The sequence below is a fragment of the Paramagnetospirillum magnetotacticum MS-1 genome, assembly GCF_000829825.1.
GTDB classification, from domain to species: Bacteria; Pseudomonadota; Alphaproteobacteria; order Rhodospirillales; family Magnetospirillaceae; genus Phaeospirillum; species Phaeospirillum magnetotacticum.
Genome location: NZ_JXSL01000025.1, coordinates 50,128 through 75,209 on the forward strand (window position 1 = coordinate 50,128; position 25,082 = coordinate 75,209).

Consider the following 25,082-nt stretch of genomic DNA (forward strand, 5'->3'; position numbering starts at 1 on the left):
GGATGGGGTTTGGGCGGATCATGGCATGCGTCCCCCAACTCCACAAGAAGGGGCAAGCCGAAAGTATCCGACCCCGTCCTCGTCTCCTTGATGGGCGAAGCCGCAGCGCTGGAAGATCCGCCAACTGGCGGGGTTGCTGCGTTTGACCCAGGCGACCAGCGTTGGACGGCCTTGGCCAGGAAAGGCCGCCGCGATGGCGCCCGCCAGGACACAAGCCGCCAGACCGCGCCCGCGCGCTGCCGGGTTGAGGTTGATGCTGACCTCCCACTCGCCCTCGTCGTCGCGGTCGAAGCGCACCATGCCCAGCTTTTCCCCCGCCTGCTCGGCCATCAGCAAGATGTAGTCCGGGCTGGCCAGGACGCGGGCGATCCAGGCGAAGTGATCGGCCGGGGCCACCCCCTTGCCGGTCAGGGAACTGGCGATGGTGTCCGGATCGTTGCGCCAGACCAGCAGATCCGGCGCGTCCTCGCCCACCGCCTTGCGGAACTCCATTTGCCCTGTCCTCCTGCCCGCCTATACTGAGGGCAACGAGTCTAGCCAGTTTCCCGGTCATGGTCACGCCCACCATCTGTTTTCGCGCCGACGCCAGTGCCGCCATGGGCACCGGCCATGTCATGCGCTGCCTTACCCTGGCCGACGAATTGGCGCGGCGTGGGGGGCGGTGCCTGTTCGTGTCCACGCCGGAAACGGCGGAAATGGTGCCGTCGCTGCCCTATGAGGTGGTGACGCCCGAGCAATTGCCCTTCGGCTCCGCCCTGGTGGTGATCGACCATTACGGCATCGGCGCGGGGGAAGAAGCCCGCATCCGAAGCATGAGCCGGGCGGTGATGGTCATCGACGACCTGCCCACCCGGCGCCATCACTCGGACCTGCTCCTTGACCAGACCTTCGGGCGGCGGCCGGAGGAGTACCGGGATCTGGTGCCCCACAACTCCGTCGTTCTGGCTGGCTCCGACTATGCTCTGCTGCGGCCGCAATTCGCCGCCGCCCGCTCCAAGTCCCTGGCGCGGCGCGACGGAAGCCTTCGCCGCCTGCTGGTCAGCCTGGGCGGGACCGATCCCGACAATATCACTGGCCGGGTACTCGACGCGGTTGCCGGGTCGGGTCTTGCCGTCGATGTGGTGATGGGGGCCAAGGCGCCCCATCTCGATGCGGTCAAGGCCCAGGCCGCCGCCATGGCTGAGGTCACGGTTCATGTGGGCGTGTCCGACATGGCCGGGCTGATGGTTGGGGCCGATCTGGCCATCGGCGCGGCGGGCACGTCTACCTGGGAGCGCTGCTGTCTGGGACTGCCCACCCTGATGCTGGTCATCGCCGAGAATCAGCGCGACGTGGCCCGGCTGGTGGGGCTAAGTGGCGCCGCCCGCCTGATCACCGTGGACGATCTGCCCGCCGCGCTGACCGTTCCTTCCACCGAGCTTCGCGCCCTGTCCGCCGCCGCCGCCAAGATCTGCGACGGGCTGGGTGCCGCCCGGACCGTTGACGCCATCCGACGCCTGCCGTTCCTGAAAGGCCTTGCCCCATGACCGAGATCGCCATTGCCGGACGGCCCGTCGGCCCCGACCATCCGCCCTTCATCATCGCCGAGATGTCCGCCAATCATAACGGCGATCTGGGCCGCGCCCTGGCGCTGCTGGAAGCGGCGGCCAAGGCCGGGGCCGATGCGGTCAAGCTGCAGACCCTAAAGCCCGATGCCATCACCATCGATTGCGACAAGCCCGACTTCGTCATCGAGGGCGGCCCCTGGGGGGGGCGCAAGCTCTTCGACCTCTATGCCGAGGCTCAGACGCCGTGGGAATGGCATTCCAAGCTGTTCCAGCGGGGCAAGGAGCTGGGGCTCATCGTCTTTTCCTCGCCCTTCGACATGGCGGCGGTGGACTTCCTGGCCGGTCTTGATGCCCCCGCCTTCAAGATCGCCAGTTTCGAGATGGCCGATCCCGGACTGGTCGCCCATGCCGCGGCCAAGGGCAAGCCCATCATCGTCTCCACCGGTATGGCGGGCCTCGGCGACATCGCCGCCACGGTGGAGACGGTGCGCCGCGCGGGCAATGACCAGTTGGTGCTGCTCCACTGCATCAGCTCTTACCCCGCGCCCACCGAGGACGCCAATCTCGCCACCATTCCCCATATGGCCCAGGCCTTCGGCGTGCCGGTGGGTCTGTCGGACCATACCCAGGGCACGGCGGTGGCGGTGGCGGCGGTGGCGCTGGGCGCCTGCGTCATCGAGAAGCACTTCACGCTGCGCCGTGCCGATGGCGGCCTTGATTCCCATTTCTCGTTAGAGCCCGAGGAACTGGTCCAGCTGGTCCGGGACTGCCGCGCCGCCTGGACGGCGCGCGGGCGCATCTCCTACGCCCTGGCCGAGTGCGAGCAGGGCTCCAAGGGCTTCCGCCGCTCGCTTTATGTGGTGGAGGATCTGCACCCCGGCGAAACCATCACCGAGGACAAGGTGCGCTCCATCCGCCCCGGTTACGGGCTGGAACCCAAATTCCTGCCCGAGATCCTGGGTCGCAAGGCGCGCAAGGCCGTGCCGCGCGGCACCGCCTTTGACTGGTCCATGATCGAGTGACGTCACTGGCGGGCTATCGCCCGCGCCCATTTGGGGCTATGCCCCAAACCCCCTTTATATTCATAAATCAAAGGGAGGTCTGGCGGCATCGCCTCCAACCGGGGCCGGGGCGGGAGCCCCGCTTTCTTTAGGATGTCGTCAGAACGATTTTTCCCGTGGCGGCGCGGCCTTTCAGGAGGCCGATGGCGTCGACCGCCTGGGACAGGTCCATGACCTTGGAGACATGGGGGCTGAGTTTCCCCGCCGCCCACCAGTCCAGACATTCCAGCATGGAGTCGCGCACCATCTGCGGCGCGATCTTGCGGTAGGCGCCCCAGTAATAGCCGATCACCGTGACATTCTTGACCAGGAGGATATTGGCGGGAATCTGCTGCACCGTGCCGCCCGCGAAGCCGATGATCAGGATGCGGCCATCGGCGGCGATGGAGCGCAAGGAGGCGTCGAAGACCTGCCCGCCCACGGGATCATAGACCACATCGGCGCCCTTACCGTCGGTCAGGGCCTTGACGCGCTCGCGGATATCCTCGGATTTGTAGTCGATGCCGAAATGGGCGCCGTGCTCCAGGGCCACCTTGACCTTGTCCGGTCCACCAGCGGTGCCGATGATTGTGGCGCCCAGGGCGCGGCCCACCTCGACGGCGGTGAGGCCCACGCCGCCCGCCGCGCCGTGCACCACCAAGGTCTCGCCCGCCCGCAGACCAGCCTTGGCCTTGAGCCCCAGATGGGAGGTGCCATAGGCCACCGGGAAGCCCGCGGCGGTGACGAAGTCGAGGGAATCGGGCAGGACATAGACATCGGTCTGATCGCAGACCGCCTCTTCGGCGAAAGCGCCTCCCGTCACCGTGGCCATGACCCGGTCGCCGGGTTTGCAGGTGGTGACGCCCTCCGCCACCTCGATGACCTCGCCCGCCAGTTCCATGCCGGGCACGAAGGGCGGCTCCATCTTTTCCTGGTACTTGCCCCCGGTGATCAGGGAATCGGCGAAATTGACGCCCGCCGCCCGTACCTTGATACGGATTCCGCCAGGGATCATGGCGGGCGCGGGGAAGTCGGTGACGACCAGATCCTGGCCGAAAGCGGGGCAGATGACGGCTTTCATAGGAAACTCTCGGAAGGAATCAGACGGAGGGGCGGCCCGGAGCGTGCTTTTGCGCCGCCCACGCCCGTTTCAGCGTGGTGAACAGCACGATCTCGGTGATCTGGTCGCGCGTCATGCCGCCCGACAATTCGCCCTGGGCGAACTGGACCAGTTCCAAGGGCGCGGTATTGGAGGACAGCAGATTGGTCAGCAGTTCCTTGCGCACCAGCGGCGGATATTTCATCACCTCGCGCACCAGCGAGACCTTGACCATCAGCGGGATATTGGGGCTGGTGAACAGCCGATCGACGCACAGCGCGTAGATGCCGAAATCCAGTTTGCCCGCCACCGAGCGGGTGAAGTCCAGGAACTCGTCCAGGAAGGCCGGTTCGGACATCTTCTTGTCGATCAGCAGCTTGATCACGTCGAGAAAGGCGCGATAGCGGGTGCGCGCCGGTCCCACATTGCCGCCCAGCTCGGCGGCCAGTTCGCGGATGCGGGCCTCGCGGAAACCCGCCGAGATCATGGCCTCGGCCGAGCCGCGCACGCCGGTATCGAAGGCGGTTTCCTCGATCAGCTGGAAGAGCTGCTCGTATTTCGGGCGGTGGCGGGCCGAGACCTTGGAGGCGGCCACCGACAGCGGCAGCATGGCGGCCAGCGCCACCTGGGAATCGCGCGCCACGATGGCGGCCATGGACAGGGCCGCCACATCGCCCACCGTGCCGTTCAACAGATCGTCGGTGATGACGAGCCGTTCGCCCGGCGCCAGGCTGAGATTGGTGTTGAGCGCCCCGCATTCCATGAAATGCGTCGCCAGATCCGATGGTCTGGCGGCAAGGGGATTGGCGACGGGGGCGTATGTAGTAGCCATGGTTGCATTCAGCCACAATACCCGCCGGGGGGCAAGAGTCTCGGGTCTTCACCGGCTTTTCCCCGGCGCGCCGAAGTGCTAGGATGCATTATCTGGTCTTTGGCGGAAATTTTGAAACCATGGTTGAGTCCACTCGCGGCTTTGGCTCGTCGGTCCTGAACACCGCCCTTTCCGGGGTGTTCGGTCGTGACCAGCGTGCCTCCGTCGCCGCTGGCGGCGGTGAGGCGGTGACCGCCATTCAGGGTGCCACTCCCGCCGGTCCGCGTGGCCGACGCATGTTGTCGCCCAACACTTCGGTAGACAGCCTGGACCGCAACGCGCCGCGCGGCACCTATCTCGACATTCTGGCCTGATGAAGCCCTCCGGGCCGAATCTGCGTGCCATTCCCGATGGCGACGACCGCGAACGGCTGTTCTGCGGCGATTGCGGCTTCATCCTTTACGAAAATCCCAAGATCATCGTCGGCGCGGTCTGCACCTGGGGCGAGAAGTACCTGATGGTGAAGCGGGCCATCGAGCCGCGCCTGGGGACCTGGACCATGCCCATCGGCTATATGGAACTGGGCGAGACGGCGGATCAGGGCGCGCTCCGCGAAGTATGGGAGGAGGCCCGCGCCGTGGCCGAGGTGGACGGGCTGCTGGCGGTGTTCTCCTTTCCCCAGATCAGCCAGGTCCACATGATCTACCGCGCCCGCATGACGGGCCCCGATTTCGCCGCCGGGCCGGAAAGCCTGGAAGCGGGCCTGTTCACCTGGGACGAGATCCCCTGGGACCATCTCGCCTATCCCAATGTGCGAATGGCCCTGGAATATGAGCGCCAGGTCAAGGGCCAAACCGGCTTCGCGCCCATCGGGTTGTAACCGGACCCGTTCTCTTTCGTCATCCCGGCCTTGAGCCGGGATCCAGGAGTCGCCCCCTCCTGGATCCCGGATAGCGCTATCGCGCTTCCGGGATGACGAAAAAGGGCGATGACTACAACCCTCTTGCCTCGGCCTCCGCCTCGTCATGGGCCGCCACGTCGCCCGCCCGGCCGAACAGTTTGGCGGCGGCGTGCATGGATTTGCGCGCCTGATCGTGCAGCCCCTCATCGGCCAGGATGCGGGCCATCAGCCTTGTCGCCTTGGCCTCGCCCAGCAGGTCGCCCGCCTGACGCAGCAGGATCAGGGCCTGGTCGCACTCGGCCCGCGCCTTGTCCAGATGGCCGAGGTTCCGTTGCACGGCGGCCATGGATTTGAGGGTTCCCGCCTCGCCCAGAGTGTCGGCGGCGTGCCGGTAGCAGGCCAGGGCTTCGCGGTAGCGGTCCAGGGCCTTGTCCTGGGCGCCCGCATCTCGCTCCATATGGCCCAGGGCGCGGTGCACATGGCCCAAACCGGAAGGATCTGCCGCCGATTCATAAAGGTCCAGGGCCGACTGATAGAAGGAGCGGGCCCCCGCCCCATCACCCTCGCGCTGGGCCAGATGGGCCAGGCGGACCAGGATCGATCCCTGTTCGCGCTGGTCGCCGCCCTGGGCATAAAGTTGGCGGGCCTCCACATAGGCCTGGCGGGCTCCGTTGCCGTGGCCGGTTTCCGCTTCGATATCGCCCATGCGGGTCAGCGCGTCGGCCTCGCCCCGCCCGTCGCCGGTCTCGTGATAGAGCAGGCGGGCCCTGAGACAGCACTCCCTTGCCCGCTGTTTCTCACCCGAAAGCCACAGGGTTTCGGCCTCGTCGAGAACACGGTCGGCTTCGCTTCGGGTCATGGAAGTCCCCTTTTCGAAATTTGCGACACAAACAGCCTAAACTTCTATCGGAGCGCTACCAAATATTCCTTTGATGTAAGCGCGGGGGGGAATAAAAATCAGGTATGAGGTTGGCCCTTATCCTTGCTTTTGTCGTCCTGGTCGGCCCGCAGGCCGTGATTGCCGCCGACTGCACCCAGCCAGCGGCCCCCGGGGTGGATTGGCAGCGCTGTTACATGGACGGCCGCGATTTCACGCGGCACGACCTGAGCGGGGCGCGGCTGCGTGAAACCAGCTTCCAGCGGGCCAAGCTGGAAGGGGCTGTGTTGGTGAAGGCCGACGGCTATCGCGTGCGGTTTGTCAGCGCCGTTCTGAACGGCGCCCGTCTCGATGACGGTCTGTTTAGCGACGCTGATTTCACCAAGGCCGATCTTGGCGGCGCGTCCCTGGTCCGGGCCGATCTTCGCCGCGCGCGGTTCTTTCATGCCTCGCTGCGCGGTGCCGATCTGACCGGCGCCAAGACCTTGGGGGCGGAATTGTTGAATGCCGATTTGTCCGGAGCCCGCTGGACGGACGGAAAGACCATTTGCGCCGAGGGCTCCCTCGGTCAATGCAATTGAGGTTCAGGTCACGATGAAGAGCCCGGATTCCCTTGATGTCGCCGCCCATTGCGCCCGTGCGGCGCTGGCCATGATGGAGCGGAACAAGGTCCCGCCCCATCCCGAGAATTACGCCATCTGGTATTCCTATGTGGCGGGGCGCAATCCCGATCTGACGGCGGCCATCGACGCGATTTTGAACGCGGGCAAGAAATTCACCCAGAAAATCAATGACGAGCTTTACGAGCGCTTTGCCGTCTTTCCCCAAGACACCGCCGAACTGCGCGAGGTGGGCCAGCGGGTCGAGGAGGCGGTGGGGCGTGTGCTGGAATATCTCAGCAATGCCGGTCAGGGAACCGCCAATTACGGCGCCGCCCTGGAGGATTTCAGCGGCAAGCTGGCCAGTGGGCCTTCGGCTGGCGCGCTCAGCGAACTGATCTCGGGCATGCTGGCCGAGACCAAAGTGATGGCCGATCTGAACCGTCAGCTGGAACTGCGCCTGGAAAACTCCTCGGGCGAAGTGGCCCGGCTGCGCAATCAGTTGGACGATCTGAAGCGCGAGGCGTCCACCGACGCCCTGACCCAGCTGGCCAACCGCAAGCTGTTCGATCATTCCCTCAATCTGGCGGTGCTCGACGCCCAGGCCTCGGAAGCGCCTCTGTCGCTCCTGATGATCGACATCGACCATTTCAAGCAGTTCAACGACACCTATGGTCATCAACTGGGCGATCAGGTGCTCAAACTGGTGGCGCGGTCGCTGTCCGAAATCGCTCAGGCCAAGGATACCGCCGCCCGCTATGGCGGCGAGGAATTCGCCGTGATCCTGCCCGCCACGCCGTTGGAAAAGTCGATGGAAGTGGCCGAAGCCATCCGTAATCAGGTTTCCACCAAGCGGCTGACCAACCGCCGCACCGGCCAGGTCCTGGGTCAGGTGACCCTGTCCATCGGCGCCGCCCGGCTGAAAGATGCCGAGCCCGCCGATTCCCTGGTTCACCGTGCCGACGAGGCCATGTATCTGGCCAAGCGCGACGGCCGGAACCGGGTCAAGAACGAAATCGATCTGGAAAAGGCGGCCAGCGACGCCGGGAAATAGATGCGCCGCTGGACCCAAAGGGCCGTCCTCTGTATTACTGCTGGGGCACGCGGCCGGGTGGGGGCGCCGCGCTCACAGGTGAACTGTCCGAAATGATTCTGGAACGTCGCGTCATCGTCTTTCCCAGGGCCGATTTTCTCGATGCCATTCGCCGTTATGGCGAGCGGATCGGCAAGATGCTTCCCGATACGGCCCCGGATCTGCTCAGCTTCGACCCTGCCCAGGACATCGCGCTCACCATCCGTTTTCCGGCCGTGTTCGCGGGCGGTTCGGCCAAGGACTTCATCTTTTCGCGCGATGACGTGGGCCAGGCGCTCACCCTTTATTGCCGCGAGCGCAAGGTGCCGCTGCCCAAGAACTCGGCCAAGCAGATCGAGAAGTTCAAGGACGGCGCGGCGCTGACCATGCAGATCGGCGGCGCCGGTCTGCACATCATGGTCATCGACGACCAGGAAGTGATGCGCAACATCATCAAGAAGCTGCTGGGCAAGGCCAATCCCGCCCAGATCTCCGAGGCCAATGACGGTTTGACGGCGCTGGATATGCTGCGTTCGGGCGATGTGGACCCCGATGTCATCATCTGCGACCTGCATATGGAGAACATGGACGGCATCGAGTTCCTGCGGACTTTGCGGAACGAGAAGGGCAATCTCAACAGCCGCAAGCCCGTGCTGATCCTGACCGGCGACAAATCCGAACAGGCCCACGAGATCACCCGCCAGGTGGGGGCCTCCAAGGTGCTGACCAAGCCCATCGGCGCCGACGATCTCATCCGCCAGATCAATCTGGTGCGCGGCCATTTCGAGGCCGGGCGGCCTTAAGGCGTTTTTTCTGGAGGCGGCATGGGGATCTTCCGCTATTGCCGCCTGTCGTTGCGAAGCCTGCTGATCCTCATCGAGCAGTTCCCCGTCTTTTTGCGTCTGTCCTGGCTGTGCATGACGGTCAGCCTGCTGGGGGCGGCGGTGTCGTCGCGCCATGTCATGGCGGGCGGAATCACCGATCTTCTGGCGCGGGGCGTCTTCGTGGTGGCCTGGCTGCGTCTGGTGGGGCTGGGCGAGGTTCCGTCCAGCCGCCATTATTTCCGCCTCGGCCGCCGCGAGAGCTTCGGCGCCCTGGCCTGGGTGATGGCCGAGATATTCGTCACCTTTCCCGCCCAGGTGATCGCCGCATCCCTGGCCATCGCCACCGGCGTGCCCATCGCCGATTCGGTGATGGTGCTGGCGGGCCTGTCCAATCTGCTGTTGGGCGGGTTCTATCTGGTGCCCGCCGATGCGGCGCTGGAGCGCGCGGGCAAGTCCGGGGATCTGGGCTGGCGGGTTCCCGATCTGATGATCCGGGGCGGACTGGCCTTAGGGATGGCGGTGTTCATCTGCTGGCTGCCGCTCAATCTGTTGCAGGAGGGGGTGCGGCTGCTGCCCGAGATGGATCTGGCCGAGGGGCTCGCCTTGCGCGACGCCGCCATGGTGCCGGTGCGCTATTTGGGCATGGCGCTGACGGCGGGAACCCTGGCTCTGGCCTGGAACAGCCTGATGGCCGAGGAAACGGCGCAGGACTAGCCCGTAACCTATCTGGCCGCCCGCATATCGGCGATGCCTTCGCGGGCCAGGGCGTCGGCCCGTTCGTTTTCCGGGTGTCCGGCATGGCCCTTGACCCAGTGCCAGGACACTTTGTGCCGGGCGGCGGCCTCGTCCAGGGCTTTCCACAGATCGTCGTTCTTCACGGGCTTCTTATCGGCGGTCTTCCAGCCCCGCGCCTTCCAGCCGCGCAGCCATTCGGTCATGCCCTTCTTGACGTATTCGCTGTCGGTGTAAAGATCGATGGCGCAAGGCCGGGTCAGGGCGTTCAGGGCCGACAGCACCGCCATCATTTCCATGCGGTTGTTGGTGGTCTGGGGCTCGCCGCCCTTCAGTTCCTTCTCGATCCCCTTGAAGCGCAGAATGGCGCCCCAGCCGCCGGGACCGGGATTGCCGGAACAGGCGCCGTCGGTATAGATCTCGACGGTTTCGGGTTTAACGGCCGCTTCGCTCATTCGATACCGTACTGGCCGGGTCCGGTGACGCCCTGGTGAAAGCGAAGCTTGCGGTAATATTCCATGGGGTCCTTGCGCTTGACCATGGCGCCCGCGGGCGTGTTCAGCCAGTCATAGCTGCGCGTCAGCAAGAAGCGCATGGCCGCGCCGCGGGCCAGCAGCGGCAGGGCCTGCAACTCCTCATCCGACAGGGGGCGCACCTTGCGATAGCCGTTGAGCATCAGGCGCGCCTTGGTGGCGTTGAAGGCGCCGTCGTCCTCGAAGCACCAGGCGTTGAGGCAGATGGCAATGTCATAGGCCAGGATGTCGGTGCAGGCGAAGTAGAAATCGATGATTCCCGACAGCCTGTCTCCGATGAAAAAGACATTGTCGGGGAACAGGTCGGCATGGATCAGCCCCACCGGTAGAGTCTTGGGCCAATGGGATTCCAGATAGGCCAGTTCGTCCTCGATCATCTCTTCCAGGTCGGATTTGATCTCGGCGGCGCGCGGCCGGATGGCGTCGAACAACGGCCGCCAGCCCGCGACCGACAGATTATTGGCTCGGGTCAGGGGGAAGTCGGCACCGGCCCGATGCATGCTGGCCATGGCGGGGCCCAGTTCGGCGCAGTGGCCAAGCGTAATGCGTCGGCTCCACATGCCTTTGAGGAAGCTGACGATGGCGGCCGGGCGGCCGCACAAATTGCGCAGCGCCTTGCCGTCGCGCCCCTTGATGGGGGTGGGGCAGGCCAGGCCTTGGGCCGCCAGATGCTCCATCAGACCCAGGAAGAACGGCAGTTCTTCGGGGTTAACCCGCTTTTCATAGAGGGTGAGGATGTAGTTTCCCTGCTCGGTCTGCAGCAGATAATTGGTGTTCTCCACCCCTTCGGCGATGCCCTTGCACGACACCACCTGGCCGATATCGTATTCGGCGGCGAAGTCTTCCAATTCGTCGTCGGATACCTCGGTGTAGACGGCCATGCTCTCTCGACTTCGTGCTGGGGGAGAATTGGGCGGAAAGTACGATGTTTCCGCCCAAGACGCCAGAGGGCAGAGCCTATTCCGACAGGGCCTGGGGCAGTTTGAAGGTCACGGTCTCGGTGGTGACGCGGATTTCCTCGATGGTGACGTCGAAGCGCTCGCGCGCGGCGGCCACCACTTCCTCCACCAGGATTTCAGGGGCCGAGGCCCCGGCGGTGATGCCGAGGCGATCGACACCGTCCAGCAGGCTCCAATCCACCTCGGCGGCGCGCTGGACCAGGACGGAACGGGCGCATCCGGCGCGTGCCGCCACTTCCACGAGACGCGACGAGTTGGAGGAATTGGGCGAGCCGATGACCATCAGGGCCTCGCATTTAGGGGCGATGGTCTTGACCGCGGCCTGGCGGTTGGTGGTGGCGTAGCAGATATCCTCGCGCTTGGGCCCGACGATTTCGGGGAAGCGACGCTGCAGCACCTCGGTCACGGCCGCCGCGTCATCCACCGACAGGGTGGTCTGGGTGATATAGGCCAGCATGGAGGCGTTCTTGGGCGCCACCTTCTCCGCCTCTTCGGGCGTTCCCACCAGCAAGACGGTGCCATCGGGCACCTGGCCGATGGTGCCGATGACCTCGGGGTGGCCGGCATGGCCGATCATGATGATCTGGCGACCCATGGCGTGGTGCAGTTCGGCTTCGCGGTGGACCTTGGTCACCAGGGGACATGTGGCGTCCAGCGAGGTCAGGCCCCGGCGGTCGGCCTCGGCCGGAACCGTCTTGGGCACGCCGTGGGCCGAAAACACCACGGCGGCCTCGTCGGGGACCTCGTCCAGTTCCTCGACGAAGACGGCTCCCTTTTGGGCCAGGGACTCCACCACGAAGCGGTTATGAACGATTTCGTGCCGGACATAGACCGGCGCACCGTATTTCTCCAGGGCCCGCTCGACGATGTGAATGGCACGGTCGACGCCAGCGCAGAAACCGCGCGGGCTGGCCAGCACCAGGGTCAAGGGCCTCTTGGTAACGCTTGTGCTCACAGTATCGCTCTCCGCAATGGCTTTGACATGGGGTTGGCGGCTTGTATCAGCGCCCCGGCTTCACTACAGTCAGGGGCACCTTTACCAGATCATGTGGCTCTTAAGGAAGTTTGGCATGAACACCCCTCGCATCGCCCGCCTGCTGCTTTTCGTTCTGGCGGCTCCCCTGCTGCTTTCGGGGTGTGATTCCTGGAGCCGCGTCAAGGGCAGGACGCCGCCGCCCTGCCCGCCGGTTTACATCATGTCCGACGCCGCCAAGATGATCAAATACCGGGCCGGGAGCGGGCGCGACCTGACCGACGTTGAGATGGAAGGCGAAGTCGTCGCTTTCAAGGGCGACTGCGTCTATGACGCCAAGGGCGGTGAGGTTACGCTGCAACTGGGCTTCGAACTGCGGCGCGGCCCGGCGGCTGCCAGCCGCACCCTGGACGTCACCTATTTCGTCGCCGTGCCCAAATTCTATCCGGCGCCCGAGGCCAAGGGGGTGTTCACCTTCCCGGTAACCTTCCCCGATACGGTGGACCGGATCCGTGTCACCGATGACGAAGTGGTCATGCGTCTGCCGGTCAGGACCAAGGAACTCATTGATAATTATGAGGTCTATATCGGGTTCCAACTGACCCCCGAAGAGATGGAGTCGAACCGGCGCACCAAGCGCTAGGGGGCGTCGACTCTTCGTTGACTCCCTCGCCGGGCTGACTAAGATGTGCCCGCACAGATGATCCCCGTGGGAGAGACCGGCCTGAAATTCAGGTTGGCGCCGAAGGAGCAACCGCCCCTGGAAACTCTCAGGCAAAAGGACCGCGGGGGGATGAAACTCTGGAAAGCGTGCCGCAGGACCGGCTAAGGTCGGGCGGCCCACCGACGATGAAAGCCGCCTTGGCCTCTCTTTTGGCCGTGCGGTGAATCTTTCAGGTTCCCAGACAGAGGGGGGCAAGCCGGGCAAGGCCACAGCCATGTCCGGAGCCCTTCACATCCCGCGCGGGTAATCCGCGTAAGGAGGAACCCGGTGACCCAGTCTGATACCCCCTTACTGACCGTTCCCTTGGATGCCCTGCATCGCGAGCTGGGGGCCAAGATGGTGCCCTTCGCCGGTTACGCCATGCCGGTGCAATATCCCGCGGGCGTGCTGGCCGAACATCTGCACACCCGTTCGGCGGCCGCGCTGTTCGACGTCTCCCATATGGGCCAGGCCGAGATCAAGGGAGCCCGCGCGGTCGAACTGCTGGAGAGCCTGGTGCCGGGCGATATCCGGGCTTTGGGCCTGGGCAAGACCCGCTACAGCGTCTTCACCAATGACCATGGCGGTATTCTCGACGATTTGATGATCAGCAAGCTGGCCGAGGATCATCTGTTCCTGGTGATCAATGCCGCATGCAAGCATGCCGACTTCGCCCATCTGAAGGCCCATCTGGAGGGCAAGGTCGAACTGCGGATGATCGAGGACCGCTCGCTGCTGGCGCTGCAAGGTCCCGGCGCGGCCGCCGCCATGGCCACGTTGTGCCCCGAGGCCGGGGCCATGACCTTCATGACCATCGCCGAGGTCACCGTGGCCGGCATCAAGTGTCTGGCCACCCGCTCGGGCTATACGGGCGAGGACGGCTGGGAGATTTCCGTGGCCAATGCGGATGCGGAAAAGCTGGCCCGCGCCATCCTGGCCGCGCCGGGCGTCATGCCCGCCGGTCTGGGCGCGCGCGACTCGCTTCGCCTGGAAGCGGGCTTGTGCCTCTACGGTTCGGATATCGACACCACCACCACGCCGGTTCAGGCCAATATCGCCTGGATCATGAGCAAGCGCCGCAGGGCCGAGGGCGGCTTTCCCGGTGCCGCCGTGATTCAGAAGCAACTGGCCGAGGGCGCGCCCACCTTACGCGTCGGCATCCAGCCCGACGGCAAGGCTCCGGCCCGCGCCCATACCGAGATCACCGACGAGGCGGGCAACCGCCTGGGTGAGATCTGCTCGGGCGGCTTCGGTCCGTCGGCGGGCGGCCCGGTGGCCATGGGCTATGTGCCCGCCGCCTTCGCGGGCATCGGGACCAAGTTGAAGCTGGTGGTGCGTGGCAAGGCCATGGACGCCCATGTGGCGGCCCTGCCATTCGTGCCGCATCGTTATTTCAAAGGCTGAGGGGATCTTTCCAAATGAGCAGCAAGCGTTTCACCAAGGATCATGAGTGGATCGAGGTCGAGGGCGATATCGGCACCGTCGGCATCAGCGACTATGCCCAGCACGCTTTGGGCGACGTTGTCTTCGTCGAGGTTCCCGATGCGGGCCGCGATTTGGCCAAGGGCGCCGAGGCCGCCGTGGTGGAATCGGTGAAGGCCGCGTCCGAGGTCTATTCCCCGGTGTCGGGCATCGTGACCGCTGGCAATCAGGCCATCGTCGACCAGCCCGGCCTGGTCAACGAGGCCGCCGAGAGCACCGCCTGGTTCTTCAAGCTGAAGCTGACCAATCCGGGCGAGGTCGGCGACCTGATGGATCAGGCCGCCTACGACGCGTATCTCAAGACCCTGGAATAGGCTTTTCCTCATGCGCTACCTGCCGCTGACCGAGTCCGACCGCCGCGCCATGCTCGACGTGATCGGGGCCAAAAGCGTGGATGATCTGTTCCGCGATGTGCCCCCATCCGCCCGGCTGGCCGGGCCGCTGCCCCTTCCCTCCCATCAGGGAGAGATGGAGGTGGAGCGCGCCTTCACCCGCATGGCCGGCAAGAATCTGTCGGCGGGTTGCGCGCCCTTCTTCATCGGGGCCGGTGTTTATCGCCACCACATCCCGGCGGCGGTGGACCAGTTGTTGCTGCGCGGCGAGTTCCTGACCGCCTATACGCCCTACCAGCCCGAAGTGGCCCAGGGCACGCTGCAGATGCTGTTCGAGTTCCAAAGCCAGGTGGCGGCCATCACCGGCATGGATGTGGCCAATGCCTCCATGTATGACGGCGCCACGGCCACGGCCGAGGCCGCCGTCATGGCATGCCGCATCACCAAGCGGGCCAAGGTGATCGTTTCGGGGGGCGTACACCCCCATTATGCCGAGACGGTGGAAACCTCGCTCCGCTACACCGAGATGGAGGCCGATGTTCTGCCCCCCGATCCCTTGGGGATGGAGGACATGATCGGCCGGGTGGACAGCCAGACCGCCTGTGTCATCGTCCAAAATCCCGGTTTCTTCGGCACGGTGCGTGACCTGCGGCCGCTGGCGGCGCTCTGTCACGAGGTGGGGGCTTTGCTGGTGGTGATGGTGGCCGAGCCCACCAGCCTGGGTCTGATCGAGTCCCCCGGCGCCATGGGCGCCGATATCGTGGTCTGCGAGGGCCAAAGCCTGGGCATGGGCATGAATTTCGGCGGGCCGGGTCTGGGTCTGTTCGCCACGCGCGACAAATATGTGCGCCAGATGCCCGGCCGTCTGGTCGGCCAGACGGCGGATGTGGACGGCCGCCGGGGCTGGGTTTTGACGCTCTCGACGCGAGAGCAGCATATCCGCCGCGAGAAGGCGACCAGCAATATCTGCACCAATTCGGGGCTGTGCGCCCTGGCCTTTTCCATCCACCTGACCATGCTGGGCGGCAGCGGTTTCGGCCGCCTTGCCGAGTTGAACCATGTGGCGGCTACCCGGCTGGAGCAGAAGCTGCGCGCGGTGAAGGGTGTTAGGGTCCTGCCGCAAAGCTATTACAACGAATTCGCCATCCATCTGGGTGACGATGCCGATGCGGCGGCCGTGGTCGATGCCCTGGCCGACAAGGGGATTCTCGCGGGCGTTCCCGCCTCGCGCTTCTATCCCACCTGGCCGGAGTTGAAGCCGGTGCTGATCCTGGCCGCCACCGAAACCAATACCGAGGACGACATGGACAAGCTTGTCGCCGCCCTGAAGGAGGCTGTGTGATGAGCGAGACCATTTCCGGCAACCGCGCCCTGCAGATCGAAGAGAAGCTGATCTTCGAACTGGATAATCCCGGCTGTAATGCCGTCGACCTGCCCGAGCCCGCGCCGTTCGATCTGGAACGTCTGGGCGATGCGCCGCGCCGCGGCCGGGTGGCGTTGCCCGATCTGTCCGAGCCCCAGGTGGTGCGCCACTACACAAGGCTGTCGCAAAAGAATTACGGCATCGACACCGGCTTTTATCCGCTGGGCTCGTGCACCATGAAGCACAATCCGCGCCTGTCGGAGAAGGTGGCGCGCCTGTCCGGTCTGGCCGATCTGCACCCCTTGCAGCCGCAAAAGACCGTTCAGGGCGCGCTGGAGGTGATCGATTCCCTGGCCCATTGGCTGAAGGAATTGACCGGCATGCCCGCCGTGGCCATGAGCCCGGCGGCCGGAGCCCACGGCGAATGGTGCGGCCTGATGGCCATCCGTGCCGCGCACGAGGATAAGGGCGAGAATCATCGCCGCCGCGTCCTGGTCCCGGAAAGCGCCCACGGCACCAATCCGGCCTCGGCGGCCATGTGCGGCTTCACCGTCGATCCCATTCCGGCCCTCGAGAACGGCCGGGTGGATCTGGCGGCCCTGAAGGCCAAGCTGGGACCCGACGTGGCTGCCCTCATGCTGACCAATCCCAATACCTGCGGATTGTTCGAGACCGAGATCGTCGAGATCGCGGCGGCGGTGCATGGGGCGGGGGCCTATTTCTACTGCGACGGCGCCAATTTCAACGCCATCGTCGGCCGGGTGAAGGTCGCCGATCTCGGCATTGATGCCATGCATATCAACCTGCACAAGACCTTCGCCACGCCGCACGGCGGCGGCGGTCCCGGCGCGGGTCCCACCGTGCTGTCGCAGGCTCTGGCGGCCTATGTCCCGGTGCCTTACGTGGTGCACGGGCCGAAGGGGCTGGAACTGGTGGAAGGCAAGCGCGACGGTGCCAAGCCCTTCGGCCGGGTCAAGGGCTTCCACGGCCAGTTCGGGGTCTTCGTCCGCGCCCTGGCCTATATCCTGTCCATGGGTTCGGACGGACTGCGTCAGGCGTCGAGCGACGCGGTGCTGAACGCCAATTATCTACTGGCGTCCTTGAAGGACGATCTGTCGGCCTCCTTCGAGGGCCCTTGCATGCATGAGGCGCTGTTCGACGACCGCTTCCTCAAGGATAGCGGGGTGACCACGCTGGACTTCGCCAAGGCGATGATCGACGAGGGTTATCACCCCATGACCATGTACTTCCCGCTGGTGGTGCATGGCGCCCTGTTGATGGAACCCACCGAGACCGAGTCCAAGGAAACGCTGGACCAGTTCATCGCCGTGGTGAAGGGGCTGGCCGCCAAGGCAAAGGCGGGCGCGGCCGAGGAGTTCAAATCGGCTCCCCGGCTTACCCCCCGACGGCGTCTGGACGAGACCCTGGCGGCGCGCAGTCCGGTGCTGCGCTGGAAACCGGCGGCGGAGTAGCGCCAATGGTGACGGGGCGGGGGAGAGCGATCCTCGCGTCCCGTCACATTGCGCCTCGGAAACACACCAACGCTCACTTGCTCCCCGCCAACCTTTGGCCTAGGCTTCGAAGCTGGAATTAAAGGGGATGGGAATGTCGGAAAAGGACGATCTTGGTAAGTCCAGCGACATGTATGTCGCCTTCGCTTTTGCTGCGGCCGACGTTCTTGTGGAACTGGATTCCCAGGGCAACACCTTGTTCGCGGTCGGCGCCGCCATGGCGCTACTGGGGCGCGGCGCCAAGGCTCTGACCGGCCAGCCGCTCTCCAAGATCATTCATCCCGGCGACCATACCGCCCTATCCCAGGCCTTGAAGCAGATGACGGGCGGGGAAAGGGTGCGCAACGCCATCATCCGCATCCTGCGGCCCGACGGCAAAGGGGCCGAGGTATCGCTGTCGGGCTATCGCCATCCTAGCAAGCCCGACATGTTGATGGTGGCGCTGGGCCATCCGGGCGGCTTCCACGCCCATAAGGAGGACCGGGTCGGCGAGACCGGGTTGCTGGACAAGGACAGCTTCCAGGCCATGGCGGCCAGCCTGCTGGAAAGCGCCGCGCCTGACGACCCCTACCAACTGACTCTGGTCGAGTTGCCCAAGATCGACGCGCTTAGCGGCGATGCCGAGGCGCAGGAAGCCCTGAACACCGAATTGGGCAATCGACTGCGGGCCTTGTCGGTGGGCGGCGACGCGGTCGGCCAGTTGGACGAAGGCAAGTTCGGCGTTTTGCACTCGGCGGCGGTGTCGGCCGATTCCATCAGCCAGTCGGTGACCCAGGCCGCCGCCGTGGTTCTGCCCGATGCGGCGCCCATCCAGGCGACCTTGGCCACCTTGGTCCTCGACGTGGCCGATGTGCCGCCTGAGGAGGCCGCCCGCGCGCTCACCTATACACTGAACCGATTCGCCCTCGAGGCGGAGAACGGCGGCAATCTCGCCGATCTCATGAAGGATCTGCAGCCTCGTCTTTCGGCGACGGTCAAGCAGATGAACGATGTCCGCAACACCGTGACGGGCGGGGATTTCGACCTTTTGTTCCAGCCCATCGTCGATCTGTGGACCGGCGTGGTGCATCATTTCGAGTGTCTGGTGCGCTTCAAGGGCGAGGACAACAAGTCGCCCTACGAGACCGTGACCTTCGCCGAGGACACGGGCATGGTCGGCATGCTGGACATGGCGCTGCTGGAACGCGCCATCGCCTTCATGCGCTCTTCCGTCGCCAATAACGACTCCTTGAAATTCGCGGTCAACTTGTCGGGCTATTCCTTGTCTGATCCCACGGTGGTCCGCCGGTTGAAGGAAATTCTCACCACCACCACCGATCTCAGAAAGCGTCTGGTGTTCGAGATGACCGAATCCGCCCAGGTCCGCGACCTGAAGGCGGTTAACGACGTCATCCAGATCATCCGCAAGCAAGGCCACGAGGTCTGTTTGGACGATTTCGGCGCCGGTCATGCCGCCTTCCACTATCTGCGCGCCCTGAAAGTGGACAACGTCAAGATCGATGGCTCCTATATCAAGGACGCCATGCGCAGCAACGAGGACGTCTCGTTCATCAAGGCCATCGTCGGCCTGTGTACCGAATTGGGCGTCACCACCACCGCCGAATATGTGGAAGATGCCGAGACCGCCAATCTTCTGAAGCTTCTCAAGGTTCGCTTTGGCCAGGGCTGGTATTTCGGCAAGCCGCTGCGCCCGTCCTCGGATGACATCCGTACCGCCTGGCGGACTCCGACCCTGGGATGGAACAAGGGGCTGCTCCACTTTACCAAGGGATAGGGCCGCCATGGGGCGCGTGGTTGCTTTCCTCGCCCCATTGCTGATCCTTCTGGCGGCCTGCGCGCCCATGCGCGCCGATTACGCCAGGCCGCCTTCCTCCGCCTTCGACCGCCCCCTGGAAACCTCCCTGGGCAAGGCCTTTGCGGCCGAGCAGGCGGGGCGGCCCGGTCAAAGCGGCTTTCACCTGCTCAATAATGGGGTGGGGGCGTTGATGACGCGGGCGGCGCTGATTGACCGCGCCGAGCGCAGCATCGATTTCCAGACCTTCATCTTCGATGCCGACGAGGTGGGCGCTTTCATCCTCGATCGCCTGATCGCGGCGGCGCGGCGCGGCGTCAGGGTGCGCATTCTGCTCGACGATTATGAACTCGGCCTCGACGACGGGTTGCTGGCCCGCCTGGATGGCGAGCCCAATATGGAGGTGCGGATCTTCAATCCGTTTCCCGACCGGGCGCGCTGGACCCGTTCGGCCCAGATGCTGTGGAATCTGGACCGGCTGGGACGTCGCATGCACAACAAGGTGCTGGTCGCCGACGGGCAGTTGGCCTTGCTGGGCGGGCGCAATATCTCCAACCACTATTTCGAGGGGCCGTCCGAGTCCAATTTCCGCGACATCGAACTCCTGACCACGGGGGCTGTGGCAACCCAGGCGGCGGCCAGCTTCGATTCCTTCTGGGCCTCGCCCATGGTCGGCGAGGTGCGGGCCTTCGACAGGGAGCCCGATGCCGAGGCATTGGACACTCTGCTGTCCCTTTTGGCCGGGGCCAGCGGTCCGGCGGCGGAATATGCGCGAAGCCGCGACCAGTATCTTGCGCGGCTCACCAATCCTGCGCAGATGATCTGGGCTCCGGCCCAGGTGGTGGCCGAGCCCCCCGACCGCCTGCCCGAGGGCGCGGAAAAATCCTCGGCCGAGATCGCCCGCGCCAATGCCATCGTCCGGCAGGGGGCGAAACATCAGGTGGTCTACGAAAGCGCCTATTTCATTCCCGGCGATAAGGGCGTTCAGGTGCTGGGCGATCTGGTGCGGCGTGGTGTCGGCGTTACCGTTCTCACCAATAGCCTGGCGGCCACCGATGTGGTGGCGGTGCATGCCGCCTATTCCCTCTATCGCCCGGCCCTGTTGGAGGCTGGCGTGCGTCTGTTCGAATACCGGACCGATGCGCGGCGGCCCGAACCCGCTGGTCATCTCGTCCATCTCGGCCGTTCGGATTCCGGCCTGCATGCCAAGATCGTGGTCTATGACCGCGTCACGGTCTGGGTGGGCAGCGCCAATTTCGATCCGCGCTCGCGCCATCTCAATACCGAGATCGGAGTGATGATCCACAGCCCGGAACTGGCCGAAAAGCTGCTGGCCGGAATCGAGCGGGATTTCGATCCCGCTCATTCCTGGCGGCTGGAGGCCAATCCCGGAGCCGCCACCGGTCCGGTGGCCTGGGTGGGGGAAAGGGACGGCCATATGGTCCGCCTGGAGACCGAGCCCGACGGCGACCTCTGGCGGGGCATTCGGACCCTGTTCTATTCGGTCCTGCCGGGCATCGAGGAGCTTCTTTAGTTTCCCCGCGCGGCGCTTTCGGCTAAGCATGATCCATGTCCACGTCCCAGATCCTTCAGGGCGACATACCGGTCGGCAATTGGATCGACCGTTATGTCCCCGCCGCCCTGCGGCCCTATTTCCGCCTGATGCGCCTCGACCGGCCCATCGGCACCTGGCTGCTGCTGTTTCCCTGCTGGTGGAGCATCGCTTTGGCCTCGGAGCGCTGGCCCGATCTGTGGCTGATGGCGCTGTTCGCGGTGGGCGCGGTGGTGATGCGGGGCGCGGGCTGCACCTTCAACGACTGGGCCGACCGGGAGTTCGACGGCCGTGTGGCGCGCACCGCGTCCAGACCCATTCCCTCGGGCGCGGTCAGCCCCAATCAGGCCCTGGCCTTTCTGGGCCTGCAGCTGCTGACCGGTCTTGTGATTCTGATGCAACTCAATGATTTCGCCATCGCGGTGGGCATCGCCTCGCTGCTGCTGGTCTTTCCCTATCCCTTCATGAAGCGCATCACCTATTGGCCCCAGGCCTGGCTGGGCCTCACCTTCAATTGGGGCGCGCTCTTGGGCTGGGCGGCGGTGAGCGGCCATATGGGCCTGCCCGCGCTGTTGCTCTATGCCGCCGGGCCGTTCTGGACGCTGGGCTATGACACCATCTATGCCCATCAGGACAAGGAGGACGACGCCATGATAGGCGTGAAGTCCACGGCGCTTCGGCTGGGCGATGCCACGGTCAAATGGCTGTGGCTGTTCTATCCCGCCACGCTGGTCCTGATCGGCGCGGCCGGATGGGCTGCGGGACTGGGCTGGGCGTTCTGGCCGGGCCTCGCCCTGGCTGGCGGGCATCTGCTTTGGCAGATCAGGAACGTGGATATCAATGACGGCGCCGATTGCCTGGACAAGTTCAAGTCCAACCGCCATTTCGGCTGGCTGGTCCTGGCGGCCATCATGGCGGGGAAGGTGCTGTGACCCCCGTCTCCGCCAGCTATGAAGCCGCCAGCGCCTTCATTCAGGCCAATACCGAAGTGGCCAGCCCGCCCGCCTGTCCCGAGATCAAGCTGTGGACGGCCACCGAGGTGACGCCCTTGTGGGAGGCCACGGAAGAGGCGCTGCTGCGCGTCAATCTGCCGCCGCCCTATTGGGCCTTCTGCTGGGCGGGGGGCCAAGCCCTGACCCGGTGGGTGCTGGATCATCCCGAGATGGTCGAGGGCAAGCGTGTGCTGGATTTCGCAGCCGGTTCGGGGGTGACGGCGCTGGCCGCCGCCAAGCTGGGCGCCGCCAAGGTGGAAGCCGCCGAGATCGATCCCATGGCCTGTTACGCCATCCGCGCCAATGCCGAGCTTAACGGCGTCCAGGTCGATGTGCTGGCCGACGATGTGGTGGGCAGCCCGTGCCGCTGGGACGTGGTGATGGCGGGCGATGTCTGCTACGAGGCCCCCATGACCGCCCATATCTGGCCCTGGCTGGTGAGCCTCGCCGCCGAGGGCGCCATGGTGGTGATGGCCGATCCGGGCCGTGCCTATCTGCCCAAGACCGGCTTGCTGCGGGTCGGACACTATACGGTGATCACCAGCCTGGACCTGGAAGACAAGGCCCAGCGCGACGTGGGTATCTATAAGATCGTCGGCTGAGGCCTATTCCCCCACGTTCAGCAAAGCGCCCCTGACCCTCGCCCCATGCCAGGCCCACAGGAACAGGCCAGCGCCCAGGGTGAGGTAGAAGGCGTTGAGCGCCAGGGCCGAGGCCAGCAGGTCGAGGCGCATACTGCCGTCGAACACCACGGCGCGCATGCCTTCGAACACATGGGCGGGGGGCAGGGCCCAAGCCACGGGCTGCAGCCAATTGGGCAGGGTGCTGATGGGGTAATAGATCCCGGCCAGGGGCGCCATGGCGAAGATCATCACCCAGGCCAGGCTTTCCGCGCCCAGTCCGAAGCGCAGCACCAGGGCGGAGACTCCCAATCCCACCGCCCAGCCGCTGACCATCAGGCTGAACCAGAAGGCGACCAGCGGCAGGCCCAGCGTGAAGATGGAATAGTGGTAAAGCGGAATGGCCAGCAGGGCGGCGGGCAACACGCCGATCACCGTGCGGATCAGGCTCATGGTCAGCATGGAGATGACCAGTTCGTGGGGGCGAAGCGGGCTGACCGACAGATGCCCCAGATTGCGCGACCACATCTCTTCGAGAAAGGACAGCGCCACCCCCAGATTGCCGCGGAACATCACGTCCCACAACAGAACGGCGCCGATCAGGATGCCGCCCGCCTGGGCCACCCAACTGGAATGCTCGGCGAAGAAACGGTTGGTGAAGCCCCACATCACCATGTTGACGGCGGGCCAATAGGCCATTTCCAACAGGCGCGGCCACGAGCCTTTCATGATGTAGAGATGGCGCAGGCACACGGCCTGGATGCGGCGGAGTGCGAGAGAGGTCATCCCTCATCCCCCCTGCGGCGGTCGCGAGCGATGTCCAGGAACACTTCTTCCATGGTGGCGCGGCCAAAGCGCTCGATCAGCGCGGAGGGTGAGCCCTGGTCGACGATGCGGCCCTCTTTCATCATCAGCACGTGGTCGCACATGCGCTCGACCTCGGTCATGTTGTGGGACGCCAGGACGATGGTGGCCCCGGTGCGGTCGCGGTAGGCCTGGAAATAGCTGCGCACCCAATCGGCGGTGTCGGGATCCAGCGAGGCGGTGGGTTCGTCCAGCAGCAGAAGATCGGGCTTGTTGAGCAGGGCCTTGGCCAGGGCGACGCGGGTCTTTTGGCCCGCCGACAGCTTGCCCGCCGGGCGGTCGATGAAATCGCCCAGGTCCAGTTCCTCGGTCAGTTCCCCGATGCGGTCGGCCAGATGCTTCACGCCATAGAGGCCGCCATAGACCTTGAGGTTCTGACGCACGGTCAGGCGGTGAGGCAGGTCCACATAGGGGCTGGAAAAATTCATGCGCGGCAGGACGCGATAGCGGTGCCGCACCATGTCCTCGCCCAGGACGGTGATGGAGCCGGAGGTGGGCAGAAGCAAGCCCAGCAGCATGGAAAGCGTGGTGGTCTTGCCCGCCCCGTTGCCGCCAAGAAGCGCGGTGGTCGATCCGGCGGCGATGGCAAAGCTGATTCCGTCCACGGCCTTCACGGGGCCGAAGCTCTTGAAGAGGGATTGAACCTCGATGGCGCTCAAGCTCTGGGCCGCGCCCTGAGACCCCGTTTGCGGGGATCGCCCTGGACCAGGGATTCGATGTGGCGGCCCTGGAACAAGGTGATGCCCACCGAATGGCCGTATTCGATGCCCGCCTGATTGTCGCAGCGGCACAAGATGATGCGCGTCACGCCGATACGGCGCAGCGCCTCGGTCTTCTTGTCCTTCTCCTCGGTCAGCGAGGGGTCCCAGACCAGCTTGATCAGATCGGCGCCCAGGCGCTCGCGATCGACGAAGGGAAGCTGCGAATAGGTCAGGCCGTCGATGCAGATGCGATAGCCGCGGTCATGGGCGAAATCGCGCGCGAAGAGATAGCCGCCCAGATCGGCGAAGATGTCCACCTTCTGCAGCTCCAGCACGATGGTGCCGCGCATGCCCGCCTTGACGTTGTCGTCGAAGATCAGGAATTCGGGACTGAGGATGGTGGAGACGTTGAGGTTGATGCTGATATCGCCTTCCAGCGTGCGGTCGTCGTGCTTGTTCAGCATGGCCAGGACGCGGCGGTCCAGGGTCTCGGTCAATTGCTGGAACAGCCAAGGACTGGAATTGACGTTGACGCTGGGAAACAGGGTCTGGCGCAGATCGGCGATGGAGATGAACAATTCGTGGAAGACCGGGGTGGGGGGCGACTTGCCCACCACGGCGCAGACCGCCTGGCGGCGCATCAGATTGGCAAGGTCGGCCTGGCCCAGGGAGCTTTCCACCCGGTTCAGCAGTTCCGGCGTGAAGGGGCTTCCCTTGGGCTTTTGTGCCTGAAGCTTGGCGTCCTGGGCGGTTCTTTCGGTGGCGGCGCTGCGCTTGGCGTTCTCGTCCTGAACCAGCTTCTGGGCCAGGGCCAGCAGCATGTCGTATTCCTTGTCCAAGGAATACCATGTGCAGAACAGCGCCTGATGGGTGCGCTGCTCCTCCATCACCAGGGGGTCGTCGGAGAACAGGAAACGCAGCTTGACCACCGAGGCCTCGACCTCTTCCTGGGCCTGGATCTTGTAGATCACCATCAGATCGGCATTGGCCATGGTGAAGACCTGGGCCTGCATCAGCTTGACCAGATTTTCAAAGGTATTGCCGGCGATGCGGGTGTGATGCTCGCGCCGGTTCTGGGCCTGGAGTCCCGAAAGGTGCACATGCACCGCCCGGCGGTCGAGGCGGTGGCGCTCCAGCCGGTGGATATAGTCCAGCAGGAGGCTTTCCTGGCTGTTGGGGCGGGGCATGCCTCCCGTTGGCGGC

The 25,082-nt window shown here is 64.9% G+C and carries 27 protein-coding genes and 1 riboswitch; of the genes, 17 read left to right on the top strand and 10 right to left on the bottom strand.

Annotated elements, in window-relative coordinates; translation table 11 throughout:
* Nucleotides 1-18: 18 nt before the first annotated feature.
* A complete protein-coding gene (locus tag CCC_RS07525) occupies nucleotides 19-492 on the bottom strand; it encodes a GNAT family N-acetyltransferase (protein ID WP_009868824.1) in 474 nt (157 codons plus the stop codon).
* A 59-nt stretch (nucleotides 493-551) separates the two neighbouring features.
* Here CCC_RS07525 and pseG point away from each other — a divergent pair, with 59 nt between their 5' ends.
* Nucleotides 552-1,526: a UDP-2,4-diacetamido-2,4,6-trideoxy-beta-L-altropyranose hydrolase gene (gene pseG, locus CCC_RS07530; RefSeq protein WP_009868823.1), complete on the top strand. Its 975-nt coding sequence runs from the start codon at nucleotides 552-554 to the stop codon at nucleotides 1,524-1,526.
* Nucleotides 1,523-2,569 carry a pseudaminic acid synthase gene (gene pseI / locus CCC_RS07535; RefSeq protein WP_009868822.1) on the top strand — a complete coding sequence of 349 codons (1,047 nt, stop codon included), beginning with the start codon at nucleotides 1,523-1,525 and terminating at the stop codon, nucleotides 2,567-2,569. Before pseG ends, pseI begins: the two co-directional genes overlap by 4 nt.
* A gap of 127 nt (nucleotides 2,570-2,696) precedes the next feature.
* Here pseI and CCC_RS07540 read toward each other — a convergent pair whose 3' ends face one another.
* Together CCC_RS07540 and CCC_RS07545 are read right to left on the bottom strand one after the other, a co-directional pair.
* Nucleotides 2,697-3,668 carry an NADPH:quinone oxidoreductase family protein gene (locus CCC_RS07540; protein ID WP_009868821.1) on the bottom strand — a complete coding sequence of 324 codons (972 nt, stop codon included), beginning with the start codon at nucleotides 3,666-3,668 and terminating at the stop codon, nucleotides 2,697-2,699.
* A gap of 19 nt (nucleotides 3,669-3,687) precedes the next feature.
* A complete protein-coding gene (locus CCC_RS07545; protein WP_041040644.1) occupies nucleotides 3,688-4,518 on the bottom strand; it encodes a hypothetical protein in 831 nt (276 codons plus the stop codon).
* 119 nt (nucleotides 4,519-4,637) lie between these two features.
* Here CCC_RS07545 and CCC_RS07550 point away from each other — a divergent pair, with 119 nt between their 5' ends.
* Both CCC_RS07550 and CCC_RS07555 read left to right on the top strand, forming a co-directional pair.
* Entirely contained in the window at nucleotides 4,638-4,871 is a 234-nt protein-coding gene (locus tag CCC_RS07550) for a hypothetical protein (RefSeq protein ID WP_152619734.1), read from the top strand.
* Complete coding sequence (locus CCC_RS07555) at nucleotides 4,871-5,377, top strand: NUDIX hydrolase (RefSeq protein ID WP_009868818.1); 507 nt, start codon at nucleotides 4,871-4,873, stop codon at nucleotides 5,375-5,377. The genes CCC_RS07550 and CCC_RS07555 overlap by 1 nt, the downstream gene beginning before the upstream one ends.
* Before the next feature lie 112 nt (nucleotides 5,378-5,489).
* Here CCC_RS07555 and CCC_RS07560 read toward each other — a convergent pair whose 3' ends face one another.
* The gene (locus CCC_RS07560) at nucleotides 5,490-6,257 is read right to left on the bottom strand and encodes a tetratricopeptide repeat protein (protein WP_009868817.1); all 768 of its coding nucleotides are present in this window, start codon (nucleotides 6,255-6,257) and stop codon (nucleotides 5,490-5,492) included.
* Between the two features lie 104 nt (nucleotides 6,258-6,361).
* Between CCC_RS07560 and CCC_RS07565 the strand changes: the two genes are divergently transcribed.
* The 4 genes from CCC_RS07565 (at nucleotide 6,362) to CCC_RS07580 (ending at nucleotide 9,484) form a co-directional block, all read left to right on the top strand.
* Nucleotides 6,362-6,856, top strand: a complete 495-nt coding sequence (locus tag CCC_RS07565; protein WP_009868816.1) for a pentapeptide repeat-containing protein — start codon at nucleotides 6,362-6,364, stop codon at nucleotides 6,854-6,856.
* A gap of 13 nt (nucleotides 6,857-6,869) precedes the next feature.
* On the top strand, nucleotides 6,870-7,928 hold the full coding sequence (locus tag CCC_RS07570; protein ID WP_009868815.1) for a GGDEF domain-containing protein: 1,059 nt from the start codon (nucleotides 6,870-6,872) through the stop codon (nucleotides 7,926-7,928).
* Between the two features lie 92 nt (nucleotides 7,929-8,020).
* Entirely contained in the window at nucleotides 8,021-8,749 is a 729-nt protein-coding gene (locus CCC_RS07575; protein ID WP_009868814.1) for a response regulator, read from the top strand.
* Nucleotides 8,750-8,770: 21 nt separating this feature from the next.
* Nucleotides 8,771-9,484 carry a hypothetical protein gene (locus CCC_RS07580; protein ID WP_009868813.1) on the top strand — a complete coding sequence of 238 codons (714 nt, stop codon included), beginning with the start codon at nucleotides 8,771-8,773 and terminating at the stop codon, nucleotides 9,482-9,484.
* A gap of 8 nt (nucleotides 9,485-9,492) precedes the next feature.
* Here the strand turns inward: CCC_RS07580 and rnhA are convergent, their stop codons facing one another.
* From rnhA to ispH, 3 genes are all read right to left on the bottom strand, one after another.
* Nucleotides 9,493-9,957, bottom strand: coding sequence for a ribonuclease HI (gene rnhA, locus CCC_RS07585; protein ID WP_009868812.1), 465 nt, complete (start codon nucleotides 9,955-9,957; stop codon nucleotides 9,493-9,495).
* Nucleotides 9,954-10,916, bottom strand: coding sequence for a homoserine kinase (locus CCC_RS07590; RefSeq protein ID WP_041040647.1), 963 nt, complete (start codon nucleotides 10,914-10,916; stop codon nucleotides 9,954-9,956). The genes rnhA and CCC_RS07590 overlap by 4 nt, the downstream gene beginning before the upstream one ends.
* Before the next feature lie 76 nt (nucleotides 10,917-10,992).
* Nucleotides 10,993-11,949 (bottom strand): 4-hydroxy-3-methylbut-2-enyl diphosphate reductase, encoded by a 957-nt coding sequence (gene ispH, locus CCC_RS07595; RefSeq protein ID WP_041040649.1) that lies wholly within the window; start codon nucleotides 11,947-11,949, stop codon nucleotides 10,993-10,995.
* Between the two features lie 115 nt (nucleotides 11,950-12,064).
* On the opposite strand from ispH, the gene CCC_RS07600 reads away from it, so the two are divergent.
* From CCC_RS07600 to CCC_RS07640, 9 genes are all read left to right on the top strand, one after another.
* Nucleotides 12,065-12,610: a hypothetical protein gene (locus CCC_RS07600; RefSeq protein ID WP_009868809.1), complete on the top strand. Its 546-nt coding sequence runs from the start codon at nucleotides 12,065-12,067 to the stop codon at nucleotides 12,608-12,610.
* 57 nt (nucleotides 12,611-12,667) lie between these two features.
* Nucleotides 12,668-12,763, top strand: a riboswitch (glycine riboswitch).
* A 195-nt stretch (nucleotides 12,764-12,958) separates the two neighbouring features.
* Complete coding sequence (gene gcvT, locus CCC_RS07605) at nucleotides 12,959-14,074, top strand: glycine cleavage system aminomethyltransferase GcvT (protein WP_009868808.1); 1,116 nt, start codon at nucleotides 12,959-12,961, stop codon at nucleotides 14,072-14,074.
* A gap of 14 nt (nucleotides 14,075-14,088) precedes the next feature.
* Nucleotides 14,089-14,466: a glycine cleavage system protein GcvH gene (gene gcvH, locus CCC_RS07610; protein WP_009868807.1), complete on the top strand. Its 378-nt coding sequence runs from the start codon at nucleotides 14,089-14,091 to the stop codon at nucleotides 14,464-14,466.
* A 10-nt stretch (nucleotides 14,467-14,476) separates the two neighbouring features.
* A complete protein-coding gene (gcvPA, locus tag CCC_RS07615) occupies nucleotides 14,477-15,826 on the top strand; it encodes an aminomethyl-transferring glycine dehydrogenase subunit GcvPA (protein WP_041040652.1) in 1,350 nt (449 codons plus the stop codon).
* Nucleotides 15,826-17,319 carry an aminomethyl-transferring glycine dehydrogenase subunit GcvPB gene (gcvPB, locus tag CCC_RS07620; protein ID WP_041040654.1) on the top strand — a complete coding sequence of 498 codons (1,494 nt, stop codon included), beginning with the start codon at nucleotides 15,826-15,828 and terminating at the stop codon, nucleotides 17,317-17,319. Before gcvPA ends, gcvPB begins: the two co-directional genes overlap by 1 nt.
* Before the next feature lie 133 nt (nucleotides 17,320-17,452).
* Nucleotides 17,453-19,132 carry a sensor domain-containing phosphodiesterase gene (locus CCC_RS07625; protein WP_009869344.1) on the top strand — a complete coding sequence of 560 codons (1,680 nt, stop codon included), beginning with the start codon at nucleotides 17,453-17,455 and terminating at the stop codon, nucleotides 19,130-19,132.
* 7 nt (nucleotides 19,133-19,139) lie between these two features.
* A complete protein-coding gene (locus CCC_RS07630; RefSeq protein WP_009869343.1) occupies nucleotides 19,140-20,684 on the top strand; it encodes a phospholipase D-like domain-containing protein in 1,545 nt (514 codons plus the stop codon).
* Between the two features lie 35 nt (nucleotides 20,685-20,719).
* Nucleotides 20,720-21,634: a 4-hydroxybenzoate octaprenyltransferase gene (gene ubiA / locus CCC_RS07635; protein WP_009869342.1), complete on the top strand. Its 915-nt coding sequence runs from the start codon at nucleotides 20,720-20,722 to the stop codon at nucleotides 21,632-21,634.
* Nucleotides 21,631-22,296 (top strand): class I SAM-dependent methyltransferase, encoded by a 666-nt coding sequence (locus tag CCC_RS07640; protein ID WP_009869341.1) that lies wholly within the window; start codon nucleotides 21,631-21,633, stop codon nucleotides 22,294-22,296. Before ubiA ends, CCC_RS07640 begins: the two co-directional genes overlap by 4 nt.
* A gap of 3 nt (nucleotides 22,297-22,299) precedes the next feature.
* Here CCC_RS07640 and CCC_RS07645 read toward each other — a convergent pair whose 3' ends face one another.
* The 3 genes from CCC_RS07645 to CCC_RS07655 are packed head-to-tail and all read right to left on the bottom strand — an operon-like array spanning nucleotide 22,300 to nucleotide 25,066.
* Nucleotides 22,300-23,100, bottom strand: coding sequence for an ABC transporter permease (locus tag CCC_RS07645; RefSeq protein WP_009869340.1), 801 nt, complete (start codon nucleotides 23,098-23,100; stop codon nucleotides 22,300-22,302).
* Nucleotides 23,097-23,837 (bottom strand): ABC transporter ATP-binding protein, encoded by a 741-nt coding sequence (locus CCC_RS07650; RefSeq protein ID WP_009869339.1) that lies wholly within the window; start codon nucleotides 23,835-23,837, stop codon nucleotides 23,097-23,099. The genes CCC_RS07645 and CCC_RS07650 overlap by 4 nt, the downstream gene beginning before the upstream one ends.
* Nucleotides 23,834-25,066: an EAL domain-containing protein gene (locus CCC_RS07655; protein ID WP_009869338.1), complete on the bottom strand. Its 1,233-nt coding sequence runs from the start codon at nucleotides 25,064-25,066 to the stop codon at nucleotides 23,834-23,836. The genes CCC_RS07650 and CCC_RS07655 overlap by 4 nt, the downstream gene beginning before the upstream one ends.
* Nucleotides 25,067-25,082: the final 16 nt, after the last annotated feature.